This is a genomic window from Winogradskyella eckloniae, assembly GCF_013249045.1.
GTDB classification, from domain to species: domain Bacteria; phylum Bacteroidota; class Bacteroidia; order Flavobacteriales; family Flavobacteriaceae; genus Winogradskyella; species Winogradskyella eckloniae.
Genome location: NZ_JABRWP010000002.1, coordinates 189,370 through 213,167, shown reverse-complemented (window position 1 = coordinate 213,167; position 23,798 = coordinate 189,370). Strand labels below are relative to the sequence as shown.

21 protein-coding genes and 1 tRNA gene are annotated in these 23,798 nt (G+C 33.6%); 7 read left to right on the top strand and 15 right to left on the bottom strand.

Going from position 1 to position 23,798, the window contains the following annotated elements:
- Position 1: 1 nt before the first annotated feature.
- Positions 2-361 (bottom strand): BlaI/MecI/CopY family transcriptional regulator, encoded by a 360-nt coding sequence (locus HNV08_RS03915; RefSeq protein ID WP_173279866.1) that lies wholly within the window; start codon positions 359-361, stop codon positions 2-4.
- Between the two features lie 122 nt (positions 362-483).
- Here HNV08_RS03915 and HNV08_RS03910 point away from each other — a divergent pair, with 122 nt between their 5' ends.
- Positions 484-981 carry a DUF456 domain-containing protein gene (locus tag HNV08_RS03910; protein WP_173279865.1) on the top strand — a complete coding sequence of 166 codons (498 nt, stop codon included), beginning with the start codon at positions 484-486 and terminating at the stop codon, positions 979-981.
- 249 nt (positions 982-1,230) lie between these two features.
- Here the strand turns inward: HNV08_RS03910 and HNV08_RS03905 are convergent, their stop codons facing one another.
- The 6 genes from HNV08_RS03905 to trxA form a co-directional block, all read right to left on the bottom strand.
- Positions 1,231-1,899 carry a response regulator gene (locus HNV08_RS03905; protein ID WP_173279864.1) on the bottom strand — a complete coding sequence of 223 codons (669 nt, stop codon included), beginning with the start codon at positions 1,897-1,899 and terminating at the stop codon, positions 1,231-1,233.
- Between the two features lie 3 nt (positions 1,900-1,902).
- Positions 1,903-3,939 carry an ATP-binding protein gene (locus HNV08_RS03900; RefSeq protein WP_173279863.1) on the bottom strand — a complete coding sequence of 679 codons (2,037 nt, stop codon included), beginning with the start codon at positions 3,937-3,939 and terminating at the stop codon, positions 1,903-1,905.
- Between the two features lie 131 nt (positions 3,940-4,070).
- A complete protein-coding gene (locus HNV08_RS03895) occupies positions 4,071-4,247 on the bottom strand; it encodes a hypothetical protein (RefSeq protein ID WP_173279862.1) in 177 nt (58 codons plus the stop codon).
- A 753-nt stretch (positions 4,248-5,000) separates the two neighbouring features.
- A tRNA-Asp gene (locus HNV08_RS03890) sits at positions 5,001-5,074 on the bottom strand.
- Between the two features lie 76 nt (positions 5,075-5,150).
- The gene (locus HNV08_RS03885; RefSeq protein WP_173279861.1) at positions 5,151-6,080 is read right to left on the bottom strand and encodes a DUF58 domain-containing protein; all 930 of its coding nucleotides are present in this window, start codon (positions 6,078-6,080) and stop codon (positions 5,151-5,153) included.
- 79 nt (positions 6,081-6,159) lie between these two features.
- Entirely contained in the window at positions 6,160-6,477 is a 318-nt protein-coding gene (gene trxA / locus HNV08_RS03880) for a thioredoxin (protein WP_173279860.1), read from the bottom strand.
- 284 nt (positions 6,478-6,761) lie between these two features.
- On the opposite strand from trxA, the gene HNV08_RS03875 reads away from it, so the two are divergent.
- Positions 6,762-8,333 (top strand): hypothetical protein, encoded by a 1,572-nt coding sequence (locus HNV08_RS03875; RefSeq protein ID WP_173279859.1) that lies wholly within the window; start codon positions 6,762-6,764, stop codon positions 8,331-8,333.
- A 135-nt stretch (positions 8,334-8,468) separates the two neighbouring features.
- Here HNV08_RS03875 and HNV08_RS03870 read toward each other — a convergent pair whose 3' ends face one another.
- From HNV08_RS03870 to HNV08_RS03845, 6 genes are all read right to left on the bottom strand, one after another.
- Positions 8,469-9,437: an alpha/beta fold hydrolase gene (locus tag HNV08_RS03870; RefSeq protein ID WP_173279858.1), complete on the bottom strand. Its 969-nt coding sequence runs from the start codon at positions 9,435-9,437 to the stop codon at positions 8,469-8,471.
- A 9-nt stretch (positions 9,438-9,446) separates the two neighbouring features.
- Complete coding sequence (locus HNV08_RS03865; protein WP_173279857.1) at positions 9,447-10,427, bottom strand: alpha/beta fold hydrolase; 981 nt, start codon at positions 10,425-10,427, stop codon at positions 9,447-9,449.
- Between the two features lie 104 nt (positions 10,428-10,531).
- On the bottom strand, positions 10,532-11,278 hold the full coding sequence (locus HNV08_RS03860; RefSeq protein WP_173279856.1) for an SDR family NAD(P)-dependent oxidoreductase: 747 nt from the start codon (positions 11,276-11,278) through the stop codon (positions 10,532-10,534).
- 61 nt (positions 11,279-11,339) lie between these two features.
- Entirely contained in the window at positions 11,340-11,903 is a 564-nt protein-coding gene (locus HNV08_RS03855) for a TetR/AcrR family transcriptional regulator (protein ID WP_173279855.1), read from the bottom strand.
- Between the two features lie 109 nt (positions 11,904-12,012).
- Positions 12,013-16,398, bottom strand: a complete 4,386-nt coding sequence (dnaE, locus tag HNV08_RS03850; protein WP_173279854.1) for a DNA polymerase III subunit alpha — start codon at positions 16,396-16,398, stop codon at positions 12,013-12,015.
- Between the two features lie 232 nt (positions 16,399-16,630).
- Entirely contained in the window at positions 16,631-17,854 is a 1,224-nt protein-coding gene (locus tag HNV08_RS03845; protein ID WP_173279853.1) for a DUF6252 family protein, read from the bottom strand.
- A 193-nt stretch (positions 17,855-18,047) separates the two neighbouring features.
- Here HNV08_RS03845 and HNV08_RS03840 point away from each other — a divergent pair, with 193 nt between their 5' ends.
- The 5 genes from HNV08_RS03840 to HNV08_RS03820 all read left to right on the top strand — a co-directional run bounded on the left by HNV08_RS03840 (position 18,048) and on the right by HNV08_RS03820 (position 22,366).
- Positions 18,048-18,560: a 30S ribosomal protein S16 gene (locus HNV08_RS03840; RefSeq protein ID WP_173279852.1), complete on the top strand. Its 513-nt coding sequence runs from the start codon at positions 18,048-18,050 to the stop codon at positions 18,558-18,560.
- A 176-nt stretch (positions 18,561-18,736) separates the two neighbouring features.
- Positions 18,737-19,267 carry a ribosome maturation factor RimM gene (rimM, locus tag HNV08_RS03835; protein ID WP_173279851.1) on the top strand — a complete coding sequence of 177 codons (531 nt, stop codon included), beginning with the start codon at positions 18,737-18,739 and terminating at the stop codon, positions 19,265-19,267.
- A gap of 50 nt (positions 19,268-19,317) precedes the next feature.
- Positions 19,318-20,031, top strand: coding sequence for a tRNA1(Val) (adenine(37)-N6)-methyltransferase (locus HNV08_RS03830; RefSeq protein WP_173279850.1), 714 nt, complete (start codon positions 19,318-19,320; stop codon positions 20,029-20,031).
- 111 nt (positions 20,032-20,142) lie between these two features.
- Positions 20,143-21,321, top strand: coding sequence for an acyl-CoA dehydrogenase family protein (locus tag HNV08_RS03825; RefSeq protein WP_173279849.1), 1,179 nt, complete (start codon positions 20,143-20,145; stop codon positions 21,319-21,321).
- A 148-nt stretch (positions 21,322-21,469) separates the two neighbouring features.
- Positions 21,470-22,366, top strand: coding sequence for a metallophosphoesterase family protein (locus HNV08_RS03820; RefSeq protein ID WP_173279848.1), 897 nt, complete (start codon positions 21,470-21,472; stop codon positions 22,364-22,366).
- 7 nt (positions 22,367-22,373) lie between these two features.
- Here the strand turns inward: HNV08_RS03820 and HNV08_RS03815 are convergent, their stop codons facing one another.
- The gene (locus HNV08_RS03815; protein ID WP_173279847.1) at positions 22,374-22,709 is read right to left on the bottom strand and encodes a 2Fe-2S iron-sulfur cluster-binding family protein; all 336 of its coding nucleotides are present in this window, start codon (positions 22,707-22,709) and stop codon (positions 22,374-22,376) included.
- On the bottom strand, positions 22,709-23,770 hold the full coding sequence (locus tag HNV08_RS03810; protein ID WP_173279846.1) for an NAD(P)/FAD-dependent oxidoreductase: 1,062 nt from the start codon (positions 23,768-23,770) through the stop codon (positions 22,709-22,711). The genes HNV08_RS03815 and HNV08_RS03810 overlap by 1 nt, the downstream gene beginning before the upstream one ends.
- Between the last annotated feature and the right edge of the window lie 28 nt (positions 23,771-23,798).

The window sequence follows — 23,798 nt, the reverse complement described above, 5'->3', positions numbered from 1 at the left end:
ATTACTTGTTTTTATTAATTTCATTTAATAATGTTTCAATATCCTTTACATCTACATCGTTCTTTTTTACAAAAAATGACACCATACTTTTAAAAGAGCCTTGAAAGTAATTATCTACTAATTTATTTAAAGATTGATTGCTATAGGATTCTTTAGCTACTATTGGAAAATACACATGCCCTTTACCTTGCTTTTCATAATCCACAAACCCTTTACTTTCTAGAATCCTAACTATTGTAGAAACCGTATTATATGCTGGTTTTGTTTCGGGTAATTTTTCAATAATAGTTTTAACATTGGCCTTTTGCAATTGCCATAAGATTTGCATAATTTCCTCTTCTGCTTTTGTTAATTGCTTCATAATTTGTTCTTTATCTTTTTCAAATATAACTAAAAATTTAGTTTAAACTAATTTCTTAGTTACAAAATTGTAACTTTGGTCTACTTTTTGCGTCATATAAATGAATTTAATTAATACATTATATGGAAATATTTTTAGTGCTCGTATCACTTATTTTAATCGTCTTAGGTATAGTTGGTAGTTTTTTACCCATTTTACCTGGACCACTAACGAGTTGGGCTGGTCTACTAGTATTACATTTTACTGACGGTGTAGACATGAGCGATACGTTTTTAATCGCTACGCTCATCTTTGCCATATTTATATATGTTTTAGACTATATCATTCCTGCCATAGGCACCAAACGTTTTGGTGGTAGTAAAGCCGGAATGATTGGCACAACGCTTGGCTTAATTGTTGGCCTGTTTTCGCCAATACCCTTTGGTATAATCATTGGCCCTTTTTTTGGTGCTCTTATTGGAGAAATGATTCATAGAAACGATATAGACAAAGCACTTAGAGCTGCTTTTGGTTCTTTTCTAGGCTTTATTGCTTCAACATTTATGAAATTTATTGTCGCTATCGTTTACTTAGGATTTTTTATTGTAAAACTTTCGCAACATAATGCGGCATGGTATTAACCAAAGAGGCACAAAACGTGTAAAAGAAAAAAACCTAATTACATTGCTGTAACTAGGTTTAATCTTCTTGCTATTAATTCAACAAATACTTAATGAGGGATCAATTAATTCTTGTTGATGCGGTAAATATATGTAAGTAGAATCTTTTTTTGCTGTGGTAAAACCGCACACTTGCTGTGGTAAAACCGTACTTTCCTTATTTTACGGTACTTTGAAGCTTGTTTTTTTTACTCAGAAATAGCGTATTTATTACAAATAACCCATTTCTCGCGCTTCTTTTAACAAAGATTCGTCCTTACCATCTTCTATTGCAAACAATAATTTGAGGTGTTTTTTGCGCTTTTCAATGGCACTTTTAGAAATACCAATATACTCACTTAGGTTAATTGTCTTTACACCTTGAGATAATAAATGCAAAATTTTTCGGTTAATATCATCTACATAAATATCACTAGAAATTGTTTTCTTAAGGTAATTATTAACGGTAGAACTGTAATAAGGAGGCGATTTTAATATTTGCTGAAAACCATCGGCTAACTCCATTGAGGTCAAATCACTTTTAATTAAAAACCCATCAGGATCTATTTCTTTTATAATATTATGAATTCTAAACGTTTCATTAAACATCGTTAGAATTACAATTTTTGCTCTAGGCATTAATTCTTTTGCCAATAATGCTAAATCTTCACCAGATGCGTATTTCCCATCCTTAGATCCTGGTAAACTAATATCAAAAAAGCAGATGTTATAAGGGTATTTTTTTGAAGCTCGTTCTATCATAGCAACTGCTTCGTCGCAATTATTTGCTGTGTCTATATGGAGTTCTTGATCCTCCTTTTTAGTTGCCATTAGTACATTTTGATAGCCCTCAATTATTATTGGGTGATCGTCTACCATTAAAATGCTGATGTGATTCATGTTTTAAGTTGATTGATTTGTATAGGGAATCTTAACATTAACTTCTGTTCCATTACCAGATTGTGACGTCCATGTAATTTCGCCATCTAAATCTTCTACACGAGACCTCATGTTTTTCAATCCAATGCCTTTTTTACTTTTTGTGGTATCAAACCCTTCGCCATCATCAATAATGCACAAGCAAATTAATGCTTTTTCTAATGAAATACTAATTTTAATAGTTTTTGCATTAGCGTGTTTATAGATGTTTTGCATGGATTCTTGTATAATTCTGTAGATATCTATTTTAGTTTTATTAGGTACCAAATCCCAATTAATTGTTTCTGCATAATTAAACTCGTGTTCTAATCCATACGCTTGTGTTTGGGTATCAATAAGTTCTGTAACAATATCTATAAAACTAGAGCCAGATTCAAAATCGACGCTTAAATCGTGAGATATCTTTCTAATGTCTTGCTCAATGTCTTGTAATTGACTTATGTATTTTGCACGCGTCATCATAGCATCTTTACCTTCATTAAAGTTAATGCTGTCTAGGCTCAACCGAACGCCAAAAAGTCGTCCTAAAACACCATCGTGAAGTTCTTCAGATACTCTAATTTTTTCTTTAGCTCTAGCTTCGTCTACCTTATCTTGTTGCACCAACATTAAATTATAGATATCTTCATTGGCCTTTTGCTGCACTTGAATCAGTTTTAACTTTCTATTTTTAGCACGCTGAGAAATAAATAGGTACGTTAAAATGGCCGTAATGAATAAACCAAAGGAGATAAAGATGAGATATACATTTTTTTTTGAAATTTGCTCGTTTTCTGCTTCTAACTGATCTGTTTCTAGCTCAATTCTTGCAAATTTATTTCTTACGTTTCGTTCTACTTGCAATAGACTATCACTAACATTTATATACTCGTATAGATAATGTTTCCCTTCCTCTCCTTCGTTTAACTTAGAAAGAATGGTCATTGACTCTAAATAAATTTCATTAGACACTGTTTCTTTTGCTAAATCGTAAGCTTCCTTCGCATATAGTTTTGCCTTATCAGTATTTCCAATACCTTCATAAAATTTTGACATACTAACAACAGCGCCAGTTTTTGTAATTCTATCATTAATACTATCACTTATTTTAATAGATTTATCAAAAAGTGCAATGACATTGTCTTTATTATAAGTCCCAGTTAAGTACATTGTAAATGCTAAATTCTCGAGTATTAGTGCATAAAATGAAGGGTCTTCTTGCTGTAAATTTTTGCTTTCTAAAACGTTGGCAAATATTTCCTTCGCTTCATTATAATGCCCTTGCTCTCTTTTAACAAATGCAATGTTATTTAGACTATAAAGACCATTGTTAAAATCCTCATCCATGCGATTTGCTATCTCTACAGCATCCTCATGATATTCTAAAGATTTATCATAATTATTTAAGGAGCCTGCAATGCTTCCTAAATTCGTTTTTAAGATCCATTTTTGATCTAGAATATCATTGGTTTCTTCTACATCATCTAAGGCTTTAATAGCTCTAACTGTATTTTCCTCGGCACCATAATAATCTTTACTTTCAAACTGTAACGCAGACAAACTACCTAAACTATAAGAAAGTTGTTTCATATTACTCAAGCCAGCAAAAATTTTAACTGCATTAGAATAGTAATAATAGGCACTATCATTTAATTGCTTTACATGGTAGGAATAGCCAAGTGCATAATTTGCGTTGCCTAGAGAAAGAGAATCTTTTAAAGTTTTAGATAGCTTAACAATCCTTTGGTTCGTTTGAATATACGCCATTGGTTCGTTGTCAAAATAGAAACCAAGCAAATTTTTATTTGTTATTAACGCAAGTGAATCTTCATTAACTTTCTTTGCAAGCGCATTAGCACTTTTCGCAAAAGCAAACCTATCTTCTTCGGAAATATTTTCGTTTTTGGAATTTCTTATCAATTCAAAAACACTATCTGATAACGTTTTTTTAGCTGTTGTTTGAGCGCTACCCAAAGTAACGAAAAACACCAATTGTAGAATCATTAATACACTTAATCTCAATATTTAGATTTTAATATGTCTCTCAAAGTTAAAATAAAATCTTCTCTTTTTACGCTAAACTAAAAATAACAAACAAAAAAAGTCCTCATCATAATGATAAGGACCTTTTAATCGATTTAATATCTTTATAATTAACTATGAGTTGGTTTCTTTATTTTAGTTTTTACGTGTGCGATTAATTCAATTTTTGTAGGTTGCTTAATGTCTTGGTTTTCAGCAGTTGTTGTAACTACATTCTCTGATTGTACTCCAGATACAGTTAATAATGACACGGCTGCTACAGCAAAAACAATTTTTAGGGTTTTCATAAATATTTAATTTAGGGTTAAAGTTTAATCAATACTATAATGTGTAACGCAAAGCGATACAATGAGGGAAGGGAATGGACTATTAACGGTTTTAGTTAAAACACTAAAACGATACTAAATTAAAAACGAGGGATGTTTTCTAGACGATTGGTCTAACTAGTAAAATGGATTAAAAATTTCCTAAATAAGCGATTTGAGGTCTTACGAAGGAGTACAAATATAAGCATTTTTTTATATTTTCCTAATTTAACACCGATAAAGAGCGTTTTTTTACCGATTAAAAACAATATAAAATTAACCTAAATCGCTACAAATATGATGATTATGCTAATTTAATGATGCTATATAATTTTTTTTTATAAAATAAAAAAGGACTACAATTTCTTGTAATCCAATTTCCCTAATGATTAATAGCACTTATAAGACACTACTTTGTAAGAAGAGTCACATATTTTGATAAACATATAGTAAATTTTTCATGCGATATACACAAAACAAACTGACATTCAACAACTTAATATTATCAAAAAAAATTAAAAAAATATATAAGCTATTGTTTGCGCACAAAACTTAAATTGAAGGTACCTAAAAACAAAAAAGCATCCCGATTTTCTTATTCAGAAAAAAGGAAAGCTTCTCATTGGAATACCAAATTACTATGGTAAACTACTTCTCAGATTTCTCTGAGACAACACAACGTCTTTACATTGCTAAAAAAAAGCTTCAATTTCTTGAAGCTTCTTGCAATTTTTGCGGTCTGGACGGGACTCGAACCCGCGACCTTCGCCGTGACAGGGCGACATTCTAACCAACTGAACTACCAGACCGTTGCTTAATTGCGATGGCAAATATACATCGCATTTTTAATTTGACAAACAAAAAACAAAAAAAATAAATAATTATCTAAACAAATTTTTGCCGTTCTATCATGTAGGTGGTTAATACACTATTAAAACCAGCATTTATATCAGCCTCAACATACTTAATTCTATATTGTCCACACTTTAATTTTAGGTCATTAAAGTAGGCCTTTACTGCTTTTTCGTAATTTATTTTTACATTATCTGCATATAAGTTTATATAATCACCTGTTTCTACATCTATAAATCGCTTTGGTCTATTATCAAAATTAAATGCTTCTTCTCTGTCTTTATCTATAACATGAAACAATACAACTTCATGTTTATTATGTTTTAAATGCCTTAAGGCTTCAAAAAGTTTTTCATCGTCTTCCGAAGTTTGAAACATATCTGTAAACACAAAAATTAATGATCTACGATGAATTTTCTCCGCAATCTGATGTAAATACTTATACGTTTCTGTAGACTTAGTTGCTGCGTTAGAACTTACTGCTTCACTTAATTTAGTTAACAGCATTTGATGGTGCCTTTCACTTCCTTTCTCTGGAGCATAAAAGTCATACTGATCACTATATATACTTAGTCCAACAGCATCGCGTTGCTTTTTTAATATATGCATTAATGAGGCACTTGCTAAGGCTGAAAACGCTATTTTATTTAAATCATTTAGTGTGACATTGGTTTTTACTGGATAATGCATAGATCGACTATTGTCTAAAATAATATGACAACGCAAATTGGTTTCATCATCATACCGCTTAGTATACAAACGATCAGTTCTGGCATACAATTTCCAATCAATGTGTTTTGTGCTTTCGCCAGGATTATACACCTTATGCTCCGCAAACTCTGCAGAAAATCCATGAAATGGACTTTTATGCATTCCGGCAATAAAGCCTTCCACTACCTGTTTGGCCAATAATCCGAGGTTCTTAAAACTGCCGGTTTGATTAAGTTCTTTTTGTAAATCCATCAGTTACCGAAACTAAAAAAGGTTCACCATATTGGCAAACCTTTTATCATTTCTTTTAGAAACTTATTTTATCTTCTGACTATAATAGCGCATCAATGGCGTCTGAATATGCCGTTTTTGGCGCAACACCAACTTGGCGACCTACAACTTCTCCATTTTGAAAAATCAAAACTGTAGGAATATTTCTCACACCATACTTAGCCGCAAATTCTTGGTTTGCATCAACATCTACCTTACCAACTACAGCTTTACCTTCGTATTCTGTACTGATTTCGTCAATGATAGGCCCAACCATTCGACATGGTCCACACCATGCTGCCCAAAAATCAACCATCACTGGCTTATCACTCTTTAATACGGTTTCGTCAAAATTTGCATCTGTTATTTCTAATGCCATAATATTTATTTTTATTGTATTCTACTTTATTTTTTTCTATCAGTCTTCCGATAGAGGTACAAAATTAGTCAAAATAATTGGCATACCTTACACTGGCTACATAGGATTTGACTATAGATGTATTTTCTAGACTTATTAACCTATAAAAATGAGCTTTCTCAACTAAATTTATCTTTAAAACATAGTAGTAGATACATCAGTTAGTTGTATCTCTTCAAATTGATAACATAACTTTTACTAATATATTTATATTTGTTATATATTTTATAACCAACATCTTACTCATGAAAAGTACAATTACGCTCCTGGTTCTATTATTCACTTTTTCCTTTGCCTTTAGTCAAAATGCAAATTTAGACAGAGAATACTTTACAGTATCTTATGTTAAGCTACCTACTGACCCTGTTTTAAATGATATTAATAGAACCTTTTCCACAAATAAAAGAGCCATTTCTTTATCTGGATTTTCTAGAGTTAGAGAAAATGGAACTTTAGATATTAACTACAGATTTCATGGTACAAATGTTGGAGAAGTAGAAATAAAAAAGACCAAACACGAAAAAAAAGATGACGATGGTAATGTGATCTCTACAACCTATTCTTACAGAATACATGTTACTTATACTTCATCTGCAAGAGTTGCGGTTAGTAATTCTGAAAATATGAGCAATGATTATGAGAATGAATTTTCAGAAAAAGAAAACTATAAAAGTAAAAAATTCAATTCTTATAAAGCCGCAGAAGATTATTATAACAACAACCGTAATACTATTAGAAAGCGTCATTCTTCAGACCATCAACAACAAATTATACATGATATCAATGGGCAACTCAACAACATTTATGGCTATCAACCTTTGAATGCGAAAAGTGACCATTTTTGGATTTTAGGCAAAAAAAAACACCCAGAATACAATAAACATATGGATGCTTTTGAAGCCATGAAAGTCGCTTTTTCTAAAATGAAATCTAACGAACCCATAGATCAACTAAAAAATGAATTAGCGCCAACTATAGACTACTTTAATAGTTTAATTTCAAAATACACAGGTTCTAAAAAGAAAGATGTAAAAATGAGATATGCTAGTTATTATAACATTGCTAAAATGTACTACTATCTAGACATGCCAAATGAAACTAAAGTATATGCTCAAAAATTAATTGACAATGACTACGATAAATCGGATGGCAAATATTTTATACGTATCGCTGATGATTTAATAGCAAAGTTTAACGCTAACCAATCTAACACAAGACACTTTGAAGTATTGACTGAAGATTTAAGCAATATCATAGAAGAACCTATTGTAGAAGAAGCAGAAGAAGAATCTTCATCCTTAAATCTTGAATTAATAAAGGTCTATTTAATCACTAAAACCAATGATACCACTTTAGTTGATATGGACACAAAAGATATTAAAAACATAGCCTACAAATTAAATACTGTAAGATATGCAGATAACGGCACACCAATTGGTACCGAAGTAAGAAGCGCAAATGAACTAAGAGAAATTTTAATAGTCGATGGCACACGTTATAAAAACATTGATTTTAAATCCTCGAACTTAAACCAAGAAGCTGTTAATGGAACTCAAGAAAAACTATGTAAAGTTTTGTTAGAATCAGATAAAATAAACTTATATCTCTTTAATAATGAGGAACCCGTAATTGTATCTCCAGACAGTAATCATGGCACATCAACCTTATCTAATTCTTTTGCATTTGGGTTTAATCAAAACCTAGTAAAACTTGCAGAAGGACATCCAGAATTAATAGAAAAAGTGAATGCTAATGGTTTTAAAAATAACATAGACGATTTAGTGAAGTTCTGTAATGAACTAGCTATCTCCAAGTAGTTTACAACCAATATTTAGTTCCACTATATATAATAGAGATAGTAAACTGCTATTGCGTATATTACTGTAAAATTTAGACGATTTACTTATGTTGTTTATAAGAAACTTGTGGTTCATTATACTCGTTTAGTCGTATTATTCAATATTATATTTAGCTAAAAATTCTAAAATTAATTGCCCAATATCTCTTGTTTTTTCTTCAGCAGCAAAATGACCTGCATCCAATAGATGTATTTCTGCATTTGGCAAATCTCTTAAATAAGCCTTTGCACCATTAGCATTAAATTTTATATCCTTTTTGCCCCAAGCAATTAAAGTTTTAGGTTGGTAGGTTCTCAACATATTTTGCCATTTAGGATAACGAATTAAGTTCGTATTATAATCTTGAAACAACTGTACTTGTATTTCTCTATCTTTCTCAGATCTCAGAAACGCCAAATCATGTGTCCATGCATCAGGACTTTGTATATTAATATTAGTACTGTCTAAATCAAATAAATATTGTTGATTAATAATAGCCTCTTTACCTGTAAGATTGTATAAGAAATCGTGCTTGGTTTGCGAAGTATCACTCTGTGCTGTTCTAAAAAACTCTTGTCGTTTTGGTGTTAAACCATCTAAATAAGCGTTGGCATTTTGCACAATTAATGCGGTTATCCGAGTGGGATCTTTCATCATCATTCTGTAGCCTACAGGAGCACCGAAATCTTGCATATACATTACGTAAGTGTCAATTTGTAAGGTATCGATTAGCTTTTGGGTATAATCAGCTAATAGATCAAAGGTATATGTAGTGACAGTTGGGTCCAAATGCGTACTATAACCCGAACCCAAATTATCGGGTGCAATGACATAATAATGAGTTGCTAACATAGGAATTAGATGCCTATACGAATGTGATGAGGACGGATAACCATGTAATAATACTATAGTTGGATTATTTTTATCACCTGCCGCTCTATAAAATAATTTGACACCATCTATATCTACATAGTTATAAGTTGTAACAGGTGGTAAAAAAAATTGTTTTTCAGTTGTTTTAGTAGCCGTCTCACAACCATAAAAACTAAAACAAGCTGCAAGAAGTATAATTAAATATTTCATTCTTAAAATCTATTTATTTTGAGCGTTCATAAAAGTTCTAATGTTTTCAATAATAGCATCACCTTCTTCTTCAAGCGCAAAATGACCTGTATCATATATATTGTAATCTATATGTTTTACGTCTTTTTTAAATGCTTCAGCACCTCTTTCAGGAAAAAACGCATCATTCTTACCCCAAACAATTAGTAGTGAAGGTTGATAATCTCTTAAATATTTTTGCCACTTGGGATACAATTTCACGTTATTCTGATAATCATAAAACAAATCTAAATTCACGGCATGTGCGTTTGGTCTAGACAACCGCAAGAAATCTAAATTATAAGTATCAGGATCTACGGTTTCAATATCTCTAACACCATGTGTGTATTGCCATTTCAATCCTTCTAATGAAAAAGCAGGTAGCAATGCGTCTTCATTGGCTTTGGTTCTGTCTTTCCAAAGCGCTCTAATACCAGCCCAAGCTTCACCTAAACCTTCCTCATAAGCATTACCATTTTGATTAATAATAGCAGTAATACGTTCGGGATGAGCCGTCGCTAAACGAAACCCAATTGGCGCTCCATAATCTTGCATCATTATCGCATAAGAATTTACATTTATCTGCTCCAAAAAGGCATCAACTGTTTCAGCGATATGGTCAAAGGTATACTTAAAAGTTTTAGGATCGGGAAAATCACTATTGCCGAATCCAGGATAATCTGGCGCTATTAAGTGATACGCATCAGAAAGTTGTGCTAATACTTTACGATACTGATACGAGGATGCCGGAAAACCATGTAACAAAACAATGGTTGGATTTTTAGGATGACCAGCTTCTCTATATGCGATATTTATTCCATTAACCTCACGAGTTTTATATTTAAGCCTTGATGTTTTGTTCGTCTCTTCTATCTTTACAGAAGGAGACAACTGACTTTCTTTTGGAACTTCTTGATCATTACATGAGACAGAAAGTAACAACATACTACTTATTAATAATAACTTTTTCATAGTTTAATTTTATTTAAAGCATCAAGATTTTGTGATACTTGTAAAACAGAAAAGCCATAACCTAAGCAACTGAGGTTATGGCTCCTTACTTATAATTTTAGTTTTTAGTTTCTACCTGCCATAACACCACCATCGGTATCCCAAATAGCACCTGTTACCCAAGCAGCTTTATCTGACAATAAAAAGACAATGCTATTCGCAATATCCTCAGATTCTCCAAAACGACCTATAGGATGAAAACCGTTAAAACCAACTAAGGCCTCTTTAGCTGCTTCTTCGCCTCCAAAAACACCATGATAAACTGGTGTATTTACTAAAGCTGGCGATACTGCATTAACACGAATATTTGCGTCTGCCAATTCCATAGCTAAATGTTGTGTTAGCGAATGTAAACCTGCCTTCTGCATAGAATATGCAGACGATGGCGTCGCTTTTACCGCTTGTTTTGCCCACATAGACCCAACATTAACAATAGAGCCACCGTTGGTAGCTTTCATCTTTTTTGCTGCACTTTGAGTAAGAAAAAAGAAACCTCTATTTAAGTCTAAATACGAATTATAATCTTCCATCGTATGATCTAAGAAAGGCTTAGGTCCAAAAATACCTGACGCATTTACTAAGTAATCTAAATTATCTAAGCCTTCGATTTTTTCTACCAATGCATCAACATCTGAGACAATAGAAATATTGGCCGTATGCTTTACTAAGTTGGGTGCATCAGTTACTTTTGCCGTATTTCTACCTACAATATGTACAGTTGCTCCTCCTTCTAAAAGTACATTTGTTGTCGCCGCACCTATTCCACTTGTTCCGCCTATAACTAAGGCTACTTTGTTTTCAAATTCTTTCATTCTATTTTTATTTAATTGTTAAATTAGACAGACAAGTCTGTCTTTGTTTTTGTAAATTTTTTTAAATTATTATTTTTTCACATAAATTTTTAGATTCTACAATTGGCCAATCTTCTTGATGTAAGTGACTCTCTCCTACCGCACTTTCATACAATAGATATACTTGTCGTGCTAACGTTTGAACTTGATGTTCATTAACATCCTCCAAATTGAATGCAATAAGCTTTGCAATAAGGGTAATAAAACTATTCTTTTGCGCTTGTATTTCGTTTCTAATACGCTCGTCATCTTTTGGAATTTCTGAAACGGTTTTTATACACCAACAGCCGTTAAAATCTTTATCTTGATAAAACAATTGTAAAAAATCGAATATCGCCAAAATCTGTGCTTTCCCTTTCGGTTTTGACGCTGTGAACGCTTCAAAATCTTTTAAAAAATTGATATTCTTATGCTGAAGATAAGCCAGGCAAATCTCTTCTTTAGATTTAAAATGATTATAAAGCGTAGCCTTAGCTATACCTGCTTCTGCAATAATTTGATTAATACCTGTAGAATTATACCCATTCTTATAAAATAAAAATGAGGCCGTTTCGGTAATTCTATTTTTAACTTCGGCATGTTTCATAATGCAAATATATAAATTATTTTTAAAAACAGACAGGTCTGTCTATTTTTATTCGATTCACTTTCAAAATAGATAATTAATGACATAAATTAGAAATGAGAATAAAAATTTAATTCAACTTATAAACAACATCATGCTCCTTCAAACCATTTAATAACTCCTGAGAAATCTTAATTTTATTTTTACGACTTGGCATAACCACCTTTATTTTTTCAGAATTATCGTAAACTATAAAATTTAAGGTTTGATTGCCTTCGTGAAACTTTATTAAATCATACAGAACCGTAATAGTATCCTTTTCTAGCTCTCTAATATTAAGTTGTATGGAAAGTTTCTTGGCATATGTATCCATGACATCATGCAGCAATTGAAAACTATTAAATTGAATTCTTGGATCTCCTTTTTTACCAGTGTCTCTATTCACCCAGCCCTCTCTTACAAAGGCTCTTACATAGACAAATGAATTAATGACAAAAAAGTGTCTGAACTTTAAATAATCTTCACCAAAAATTCTGAATTCATGACTATCGGTATAATCCTCAATCGTAAAAATCGCCCAACCTTTACCTTGTTTGCTCACGCGATGCTGTACATCAGTAACCACACCTCCAAAGGTAACTTCCTTATTGACAATAGCTTCTAAATCATTAAAATGCGCTACCACGCCATTGCAAAAGTTTTTCATTTCTATGGAAAAATCATCTAAAGGATGCCCAGAAATATAAATACCTACCACTTCACGTTCGCGCGATAGTTTTTCCATAGTGCCCCAATCGTCGCAAGGCGGAACTACTGGTTCAGCTATTTGCACATCACTAGCTTCTCCAAACAAACTCACTTGTGCAGAATTTTCATTCTCTTGATGTTTAGCTCCGTATTTTACAGCTTTCTCTAAAAAGGTTATGCCATCACCATCGTGCGCGAAATATTGTGCTCTATGGGTTTCTGGCCAACAATCAAATCCACCTGCATTTGCTAAGCCTTCAAAAGCTTTTTTATTTGCGGCTCTTAAATCAATACGCTTGGCCAAATCGAATATAGATTTGTAATTTCCACCTTCTTTTCGGTTATCTACAATGGTTTGTACAGCGCCATGACCAACGCCTTTTATGGCTCCCATCCCAAAACGAACCGCATTATCTTTGTTTACAGAAAACTTATAAAAACTTTCATTTACACTTGGTCCTAAAACAGGTAATCGCATCCGTTTACATTCTTCCATAAAGAAGGTAACAGATTTAATATCATTCATATTATTAGATAATACCGCAGCCATATATTCTGCAGGATAATGGGCTTTTAAGTAAGCTGTTTGATACGCAATCCAGGCATAACACGTTGAGTGTGATTTGTTAAAGGCGTAACTTGCAAAGGCTTCCCAATCCTTCCAGATTTTTTCTAACTTCGATTTATCTAAACCTTTTGCACCTGCTTGCTCAATAAATTTGGGTTTCATTTTATCCAAAACCGCAATCTGCTTTTTACCCATCGCTTTTCTCAAAACATCGGCTTCACCTTTAGTAAAATCGGCTAACTTTTGAGACAATAACATTACTTGCTCTTGGTAAACAGTAATGCCGTAGGTTTCCTTGAGGTACTCTTCCATCTCTGGTAAATCGTACACAATCTCCTCATCACCATGTTTACGCGCAATAAAACTTGGAATATATTCCATTGGACCAGGACGATACAAGGCATTCATGGCAATTAAATCATCGAAAACCGTTGGTTTAAGATTCTTCATGTGTTTTTGCATGCCTGGCGATTCATACTGAAACACACCAACCGTTTCTCCACGTTGGAATAACTCATACGTTTTTACATCATCTAACGGAAAATTCTCTGGGTCTAAGGTGATATCATGTCTGGCTTTTACAATCTTAACCGTATCTTTAATTAAGGTTAGGGTTTTTAATCCTAAGAAATCCATTTTCAATAAACCAGCACTTTCTACTACTGAGTTATCAAATTGGGTCACATATAAATCGGAATCCTTTGCTAACGATACCGGAACATAATTGGTAATATCACCTGGCGTAATAATTACACCACATGCATGGATACCAGTATTTCTTACTGAACCTTCTAGGATTCTGGCTTGGTTGATGGTTTCGGCTTGTAAATCGTCACCATCTGAAATATTTAATAACTCATTAATTTTTTCTAGATCCTCGGCTCTAAATTTTTTAGCGAGTTCTTTTTCATCTAAACCAAAAATCTTTCCGAGTTTAGACATTAACGGAATTAGTTTTGCAATGTGATCCGCTTCATTTAAAGGTAAATCTAAAACTCTGGCTGTATCTCTAATCGATGATTTTGCAGCCATTGTTCCGTAAGTAATAATCTGAGCAACTTGGTTAGCACCATATTTTTCAATAACATAATCCATAACTCGACCACGACCTTCATCATCAAAATCGATATCGATATCTGGCATACTTACACGATCTGGATTTAAGAAACGCTCAAAAAGTAAATCGTATTTAATTGGGTCAATATTCGTAATCCATAAACAATAAGCCACCACAGAACCTGCTGCAGAACCACGACCAGGACCAACGGAAACATCCATATTTCTGGCTTCGCGAATAAAATCTTCAACAATTAAAAAGTAACCTGGATACCCTGTTTTTTCAATAACGTTTAACTCAAAATCGAGACGTTCTTCGATTTCTGGTGTAATATCACCATATCTAATTTTGGCACCTTTGTAAGTTAAATGTCTTAAAAATGCATTTTCGCCTCGTTTTCCGCCATCGACTTCATCTTCTTCGTGCTTAAATTCTTCCGGAATATCAAACGCAGGTAATAGTACATCTCTTGCTAACTCGTACGGTTCAATTTTATCAACGACTTCTTGAATATTTACAATCGCTTCAGGTACATCTCTAAACAAAGCCTTCATTTCTTCTGAAGACTTAAAATAGTATTCCTGATTAGGTAAACCGTAACGGTAACCACGTCCACGACCAATTGGTGTGGCTTGCTTTTCTCCATCTTTTACACAGAGTAAAATATCGTGAGCATTGGCATTTTCTTGATCAACATAATAGGTGTTATTTGTCGCCACCAACTTAACGTTATGCTTTTTTGAAAACTGAATTAGCACAGGATTCACACGGTTTTCATCTTCCTGATTGTGACGCATGATCTCTAAATACAGATCGTCTTGAAAGGTCTCTTTCCACCACAACAATGCTTCTTCGGCTTGGTTTTCCCCAACATTTAAGACCTTACTTGGTACTTCACCATAAAGATTTCCTGTTAAACAAATTAAATCTTCTTTGTATTTCTCAATGAGTTTTTTATCTACTCTAGGCACATAATAAAAACCATCTGTAAACGCTGCAGACGATAATTTTGCCAAATTATGATAGCCCTTTTTATTTTTGGCCATGAGTACAATTTGATACCCATTGTCCTTTCTGGTCTTATCTGCATGGTTTTCACAGACAAAAAACTCACAACCTATAATAGGTTTTATAAGTTTGCCTTTCTTCTCTAAACCAGCTTCTACTGCTTCCTTATGTTGTGCTTTTACTTTTTTGTTATGACCCGAAACGGCACTAACAAAGTGAAATGCCCCCATCATATTACCATGATCCGTCATGGCAACGGCTGGCATATTTTCTCTAGCTGCTGCAGCTACTAAATCCTTAACACTGATAGTAGATTGCAAAATGGAATACTGCGAGTGGTTATGCAGATGCGCAAAATCAACATCTTTGATTTGCGATGCCGTTTCTTTATCTACAACGGTTGGTGTTGTATCGGCTTGTTCTTTTTGAAGTCGAGCATTAATTTTAGCACTTTCTCGCTTAAGATTAACATGTTTTAAGCCTATCAGTTGAATCTCAGCAGGATTCTCTTGTGTGTACTTTTCAAAATAATCTGGCTCAACATCTAACTGTTCTTTGGTGTATTGCTTACGTCTTATTAATTCTAAAAAACAACGTGTAGTCGCTTCAACATCGGCTGTGGCATTATGTGCTTCTGCAAATGGCTGATTAAATAAATACTCGTGTAACTCTGTTAAGGTTGGTAATTTAAATTTACCATAGCGTCCACCTGGCAACTGACATAATTCTGCTGTATGTTCTGTACAGGTATCTAAAACGGGTAACTCTTGCAATGGATTTGTAACGTTTTCACGAACAAATTCGGCACCCATAATATTTAAATCGAATTTAACATTCTGCCCAACAACAAATTTAGTTTTAGATAAAGCAACATTAAATTTCTCTAAAACTTCAGCCAAAGGTACACCTTGCTCTTGCGCTAATTCTGTAGAAATACCATGAATTTTCTCAGCATCATATGGAATATTAAAACCTTCTGGTTGTACCAAATAATCTTGATGTTCAATACAGTTTCCCAAACCATCATGCAATTGCCATGCAATTTGTATACATCTAGGCCAATTATCTGTATCTGTAATTGGTGCATCCCAACGTTTTGGCAATCCTGTAGTTTCGGTATCGAATATTAAATACATTTAGTATTTCGTTGTTTTAGTTATGGTCTTAAAAAATCTGTTTCAGCGTAAGGTCTATACTTTGTATACAGCCACTGAAACCGGTTACGTATTTTGGAATAACTCGAAAAAGTTAGTCTATAAAATTACATAGAATTTGTACTTTTTAAAAGCGAAGTTGTCAATATTTGTAAACAAAAAAAAGTGTTATTTTTTACAATAACACTTTTATAAAATTAGTTTAATTGCGCTTCTAAAGTGGCTGTAAATAATCTGGTATTCCGTTGGCGTCAGTATCTACAGCATCATCAGGATTTCCATCTGCATTTGGATCTGCGTCTTCGTTAATTGTTAGAACGCCATCACCATCATCATCATTATCAAGGTAATCCACATCTCCATCACCATCTGTATCCAATGGGTTTCCATCAGCATCAACAGCTTCGTATTGTGTTAATACACCATCACCATCGTCATCATTGTCTAAATAATTTGGCACACCATCACCATCGGTATCATCATCTTCAAAATCATCATTACCATTAAAATCTTCAAATACGTTTGGCACACCATCATTGTCATCATCACCACAATCTAAAGCATCTATTTCAGCTTGTATACTTCCATCTTCATCACCACAAATCTCAATTTGCTCTAATAAATAAAATTCGTATTGAGCACACTTTTCATTAAAGTTACCAATAACAGCATTTGAATATTGGATATTTGCCTCCTCTACATTTGCTGTAGCATGGTCACACGTTATGGTACAATCACCTAAACTTTCTATTTGGGTCTGTATCACATCATTTTGATCACCACAATAATTTTGTTGACTAATTAATGCTTCAATATAATTATTACAAGCCGCAGTAAAATCATCACTAGATATAAACGTTAAGGTTGATGCTGTTGTTGCCTCATAGGCTAATAACGCAGCGTCTACTGACAGCTCTATATCAGCACAAGTAATTGGATTTGCAGGTATCTCTCCTGATACTAAAGGCACTTTGTAAAAAATCCCATTAGTAAACCCTACAGAATTTAAGCCCTCATCATCAAAAGCTAAGAATCTATAAGAACCTGTAAACGTTTTGTTTACCAGATCGATATCGCTTATAAAAATCTCGCCTAGTTCTGGATAAATTGAAACGCTTTCATCTGGCCTGTTGCTTGTGGAATAAATCGTTCCAAAAGCATCTATATATTGTGCCTCAACAGCGCTTACATCGCCAACTATAAAAGGATCATCTTCTGGTGTTTCAATAGCAGAAGGCACCATTAGTTTAACGACTTCGTAATTATTAGTCCCTATAATTGTTAAGAATCCATTAGCATCAATACTGGCAGAAAAAGCACTAGCTCTCCATAGTGCATTTTCACGATCACCTTGAAAAGCAGGGGAATTAAATTGCACTTCATCACCACAACTAAATACTGTTAAAAAAACAAGAGATAAGAGGATTAGTTTCTTCATGTGTAAATTGGTCTTTTATCTATGCCTCAAATATAACGAAACAAGAATGTCAAAAGTATAATTTTTTTTAAAATACTAGCATGTTGAATTTTTCTTTTCGCTAAAACGCAATAAATGGCTGTATATTAAAAAATTATATTATCTTTGCGCCCTCATTAATAACAGAGGTCGAGAACCTCACTAATTAATTATTATGCCTGTAAAAATTAGATTACAAAGACACGGTAAAAAAGGAAAACCTTATTACTGGATCGTAGCCGCGGATTCACGCGCTAAAAGAGATGGTAAATACCTAGAAAAATTAGGTGCTTACAATCCTAACACTAATCCTGCAACTATTGAATTAGACGTTGATGGTGCCGTAACTTGGTTACAAAATGGTGCACAACCAACTGACACAGCAAAAGCAATTTTATCTTATAAAGGCGCTATGTTGAAAAATCATTTAGCTGGTGGTGTTAGAAAAGGAGCTTTAACGGAAGAGCAAGCTGAAGAAAAATTCAACGCTTGGTTAGAAGAAAAAACAGCTAAAATCGCAGCTAAAACTGATGGTTTATCTAAAGCAGATGCTGAAGCAAAAGCTAAAGCATTAGAAGCAGAAAAAGCAGTAAATGAAGCACGTATCGCAGCAGCAGCGCCTGTTGTTGAAGAAGTAGCTGAAGAAGCTGCTACAGAAGAAGCATCAGCTTCTAATGAAGAAGAATAAAAAAATATTTTTTATACTTTTAAACCCAGACTAAACTAGTCTGGGTTTTTTTATTATATAAACGCTATAGTGCTGTTATATAGTTAACCTCATAAAAATGAGGATTCCTTAAAGAATTGTAATAACCATTATAAGATTCCCGTTAATATTGGGAAACAACAAATCCAAGATTTGTAATGAAAAAAGAAGATTGTTTTTATTTAGGCAAAATCGTAAAAAAGTACAGCTTTAAAGGCGAACTGTTAGCAAAACTAGACACTGACGAACCTGATTTGTATGATAATTTAGAAGCTATTTTTATAGATCTGAGAGGAAATTTAGTGCCTTTTTTTATTGAGTCTTCTCAATTACACAAATCGGATTTATTACGCTTAAAATTTGAAGATGTTAACTCAGAAGCAGATGCGGATGCCTTAATAAAAACAGAATTATTTCTACCACTAGAATTATTACCTAAATTAGAAGGCAATAAATTTTATTTTCATGAAGTCATAGGGTTTACCATTCACGACCAAAACTTCGGATTGGTGGGCACCATTACAGGAATTAATGATACCACAGCGCAATCCTTATTTGAAATTGATCGCGACGGTATTGAAATTTTAATACCTATGAATGACGAATTTATTGTTAAGGTAGATAGAGCCCATAAAACCATTAATGTAAATACGCCTGAAGGTTTAATAGACTTATATCTCGAAGCATAAAATAACCAAACACACCCATTTATACATATTAAATACAGGTTTACGTATCCATGAATCAGGTTTTTAAATTTAAGCAGTTTACCATAAACCAAGATCAATGTGCAATGAAAATTGGTACAGATGGTGTTTTACTTGGCGCATGGACTACAGTAGATCACAACCCAAATACCGTTCTAGATATTGGAGCAGGTACTGGTGTTTTGTCTTTAATGATAGCACAACGCTGTTTTGCCGAATCCATAGAAGCTATAGAAATTGATAGTGATGCTTTTGAGCAATGTGCCGAAAATTTTGAAAACTCACCATGGGCTGATCGTGTATTTTGCTATCATGCCTCACTGTTAGAATTTGTAGAAGAAGTAGACGATACGTTTGACCTTATTATTTGCAATCCTCCATTTTATTCAGAAAATTATAAAACCGACAATACTTCAAGAGATTTAGCCCGTTTTAATGACGCGATGCCTTTTGAGCATATCATCTTTGCCGTCGCAAATTTACTATCGCCAACTGGTATATTTTCAGTCATAATACCAGTAAAAGAAGAAGCAAATTTTATTGAATTAGCCTTAAAATCTGGCTTATACGCAAACCGTATTCTTCAGGTTAGAGGCAATCCAAAATCTGACATAAAACGCAGTTTGATTGAATTTTCATTTAAACATCGAGACATTGAACGGTCAGCTTTAACTATAGAAACGAATCGACATCACTATACAGAGCAATACATACAATTAACTCAAGATTTTTATTTGAAAATGTAAGTCTATTGTTGGGCAATGCTCACGATTTCGTTACTTTTGTTAAAGTCATAAAATAACACCTTCAATTTTGATAAATCCTCAAAATAAGAAGCCATAAATATTAACACAAGAATGAAACCAGATTTATTCGAAGCACCAGATTATTATAATCTTGATGAATTACTTACAGAAGAGCATAAATTAGTAAGAGATGCTGCAAGAGAATGGGTAAAGCGCGATGTCTCTCCTATAATAGAAGACTATGCACAAAATGCAGAATTCCCAAAACAAATTGTAAATGGTTTAGCTGAAATTGGTGCTTTCGGACCCTATATTCCTGTAGAATATGGAGGCGCTGGCCTAGATCAAATTTCTTATGGATTAATTATGCAAGAAATTGAACGTGGTGATTCTGGTGTTCGCAGTACGGCGTCTGTGCAATCTTCTTTAGTTATGTATCCTATTTGGAAGTATGGAAACGAAGCACAACGTCAAAAATACTTACCTAAATTAGCTTCTGGAGAATGGATAGGTTCGTTTGGCCTAACAGAACCAGACCATGGTTCTAATCCAGGTGGCATGGTGACTAATTTTAAAGATATGGGAGATCATTACCTTCTAAATGGTGCCAAAATGTGGATTTCTAACGCGCCATTCTGTAATGTTGCGGTAGTTTGGGCTAAAAATGAAGAGGGAAGAATCCATGGGCTTATCGTGGAACGCGGTATGGAAGGTTTTACCACACCAGAAACCCATAATAAATGGTCGCTCAGAGCTAGTGCAACAGGTGAACTTATTTTTGACAATGTAAAAGTGCCTAAAGAAAACATATTACCTAATAAATCTGGACTAGGCGCACCATTAGGCTGTTTAGATTCTGCTCGTTTTGGAATTGCTTGGGGCGCAATTGGTGCCGCAATGGATTGTTATGACACCGCATTGAGATATAGCAAAGAACGATTGCAATTTGGAAAACCAATTGGACAATTTCAACTACAACAAAAGAAACTTGCAGAAATGATTACGGAAATCACTAAAGCCCAATTATTAGCTTGGCGTCTTGGTGTAATGCGTGAAAAAGGTACGGCTACCTCAGCACAAATTTCAATGGCAAAACGAAATAATGTTGAAATGGCCATTAACATAGCTCGTGAAGCTCGGCAAATGTTAGGCGGTATGGGAATATCTGGTGAATATAGCATTATGCGTCATTCAATGAACCTTGAAAGTGTAATCACTTATGAAGGCACCCACGATATTCATTTACTAATTACTGGTTTAGACATTACAGGCTTGAATGCTTTTAAATAATAAGACTCAACAATGATAAAGGTTAACGTATCATTGCTAATCATAGATTTAATAGTATAAACTTTGTTTACAGGACTGTTTATTAAAAAAGCGAATACAATAGCATTGCCATTTCTATTTTCTTCCTATTTTAGTTAAAAGTAAATCCATGTCATCAAAAACCAGGTTAGATCGTGCTTATAAAAATGCCAAACGTATATCGTTTAACGATTCTTCAAAATTTATATTATTTAGTGACTGTCATCGTGGAGACAATAGTTTTGCTGATGATTTTGCGAATAATAGAAATATCTATTTTCATGCCTTAAGACACTATTATTCTGAAGGTTTTGATTACTGTGAACTTGGTGATGGTGATGAGTTATGGGAAAATCTATCATTTGAATCTATTTTCTACGCGCATAAAAATGTTTATATGCTCATGAAACAATTTCATGATGAAGGCCGTTTACACATGATTTGGGGCAACCATGATATGGTGTATCGCGACCCAAAATATGTTGAGAAACATTTATCTACTTTTTTTGATCCAAAAACTGGAAATGATGAAGATTTGTTTTGTGGTATCAACTACCATGAAGGTATCGTTTTAGAACATTCCGAAACAAAACAAAACATTTTCTTATCACATGGTCATCAGGCAGATTGGTGGAATTTTTTATTTTGGAAATGGAGCCGATTTATGGTTCGTATTTTATGGAAACCGTTAAATGTAATGGGTATTGCAGATCCTACAAGTCCTGCAAAAAATTATAAAGAACTCATTAAAATAGAACGACGAACCAAACGTTGGATTACAGAAAACAACAACCTCATTACCATCGTTGGCCATACACACAGACCACGATTTCCTGAACCAGGAGATATTGCTTATTTTAATGATGGTAGTTGCGTTCACCCAAGAAGCATTACAGGTATTGAAATAGAAAATGGAACGATTTCATTAATTAAATGGCAAATTGTAACAACAGAAGATGGCAATTTAAAAATAGATCGCTTTTTACTTGAAGGACCTACCAAGTTAACCGATTACATAACAGAATGATGAACCTCTAACTTTCAGGAGCCAACTCCACAACCAAACCTTCCATTTCTGCAGTTATTTGAATTTGACAACCTAAACGCGAATTATCCTTAACATCAAAGGCTTCAGAAAGCATAGCCTCCTCATCATCTTGCATTTCTGGCAAGTCTGTTTCACTTAATACGTAGCACTGACAAGATGCACACATAGCCATACCTCCACAAACACCAATAGTTCCTTCTTCTGCCAATTCATAAGACCTCACAACTTCCATAAGGTTCATTGCCATATCAGTTGGTGCTGCAATTTGATGCTCTACACCTGCCCGATCAATAATAGTAATATTTACATCTAAGTCTTCCATTACTTAATTGCTTTAACAACGGCTTTAGGAGCTTCTTTACGTGTACCATCAAAACCATCTACACCAGAAACCGTTGTATACTTTAAAACAAAGCGTTTACCAGGATTAATAATTTGATAAGCCGATTGACACATTAAAGTCGCTTCGTGAAATCCACATAAGATTAATTTTAATTTCCCAGGATACGTATTTACATCACCAATAGCATAAATACCAGGAATATTAGTTTGATAATCGAGTGCGTTATTTACTTTAATTGCATTTTTTTCAATCTCTAGACCCCAATTAGCAATAGGACCTAACTTGGGAGATAAACCAAATAAAGGGATAAAATGATCACAGTTAAGTTCAAATTCTTTTTCAATATGTTGTGCTTGTTTAACAACAACAGCTTTCACTTTTTGATCACCAACAATACCTACAACTTCGGCTGGTGTAATTAAATTTATTTTACCTGAATTTTTTAGCTCTTGTACTTTTTCTACGGAATCTAAATGCCCTCTGAATTCGTTACGTCGGTGGATTAAAGTTACCTCTGAGGCCACGTCACTTAAAAAAATACTCCAATCTAAAGCCGAATCTCCACCACCTGCTATGACTACTTTTTTATCTCTATAAATTTCGGGATCCTTAATAATGTATTCAACACCTTTATCTTCAAAATCAGAAATATTATGTATTAAAGGTTTACGAGGTTCAAAGCTACCTAATCCGCCTGCAATAGCAACTACTGGTGCTGCATGTTTCGTCCCTTTATTTGTAGTAACAATAAAAGTACCGTCTTCTTGTTTCTCAATTGTTTCTGCGCGTTCGCCTAATGTAAAACCAGGCTCAAATTGTTGACATTGTTCTAACAATTTATCAGTTAAATCACCCGCTAATATTTCTGGATAAGCAGGTATGTCGTAAATTGGTTTTTTAGGATATATTTCTGAACATTGTCCGCCTGCTTGTGGCAAAGCATCTATAAGATGACATTTTAGTTTTAACAGTCCGGCTTCAAATACCGTAAAAAGGCCAGTAGGTCCTGCACCAATAATAAGTATATCTGTTTTAATCATGAAAATAAAATTGAATACTAAGTTAACA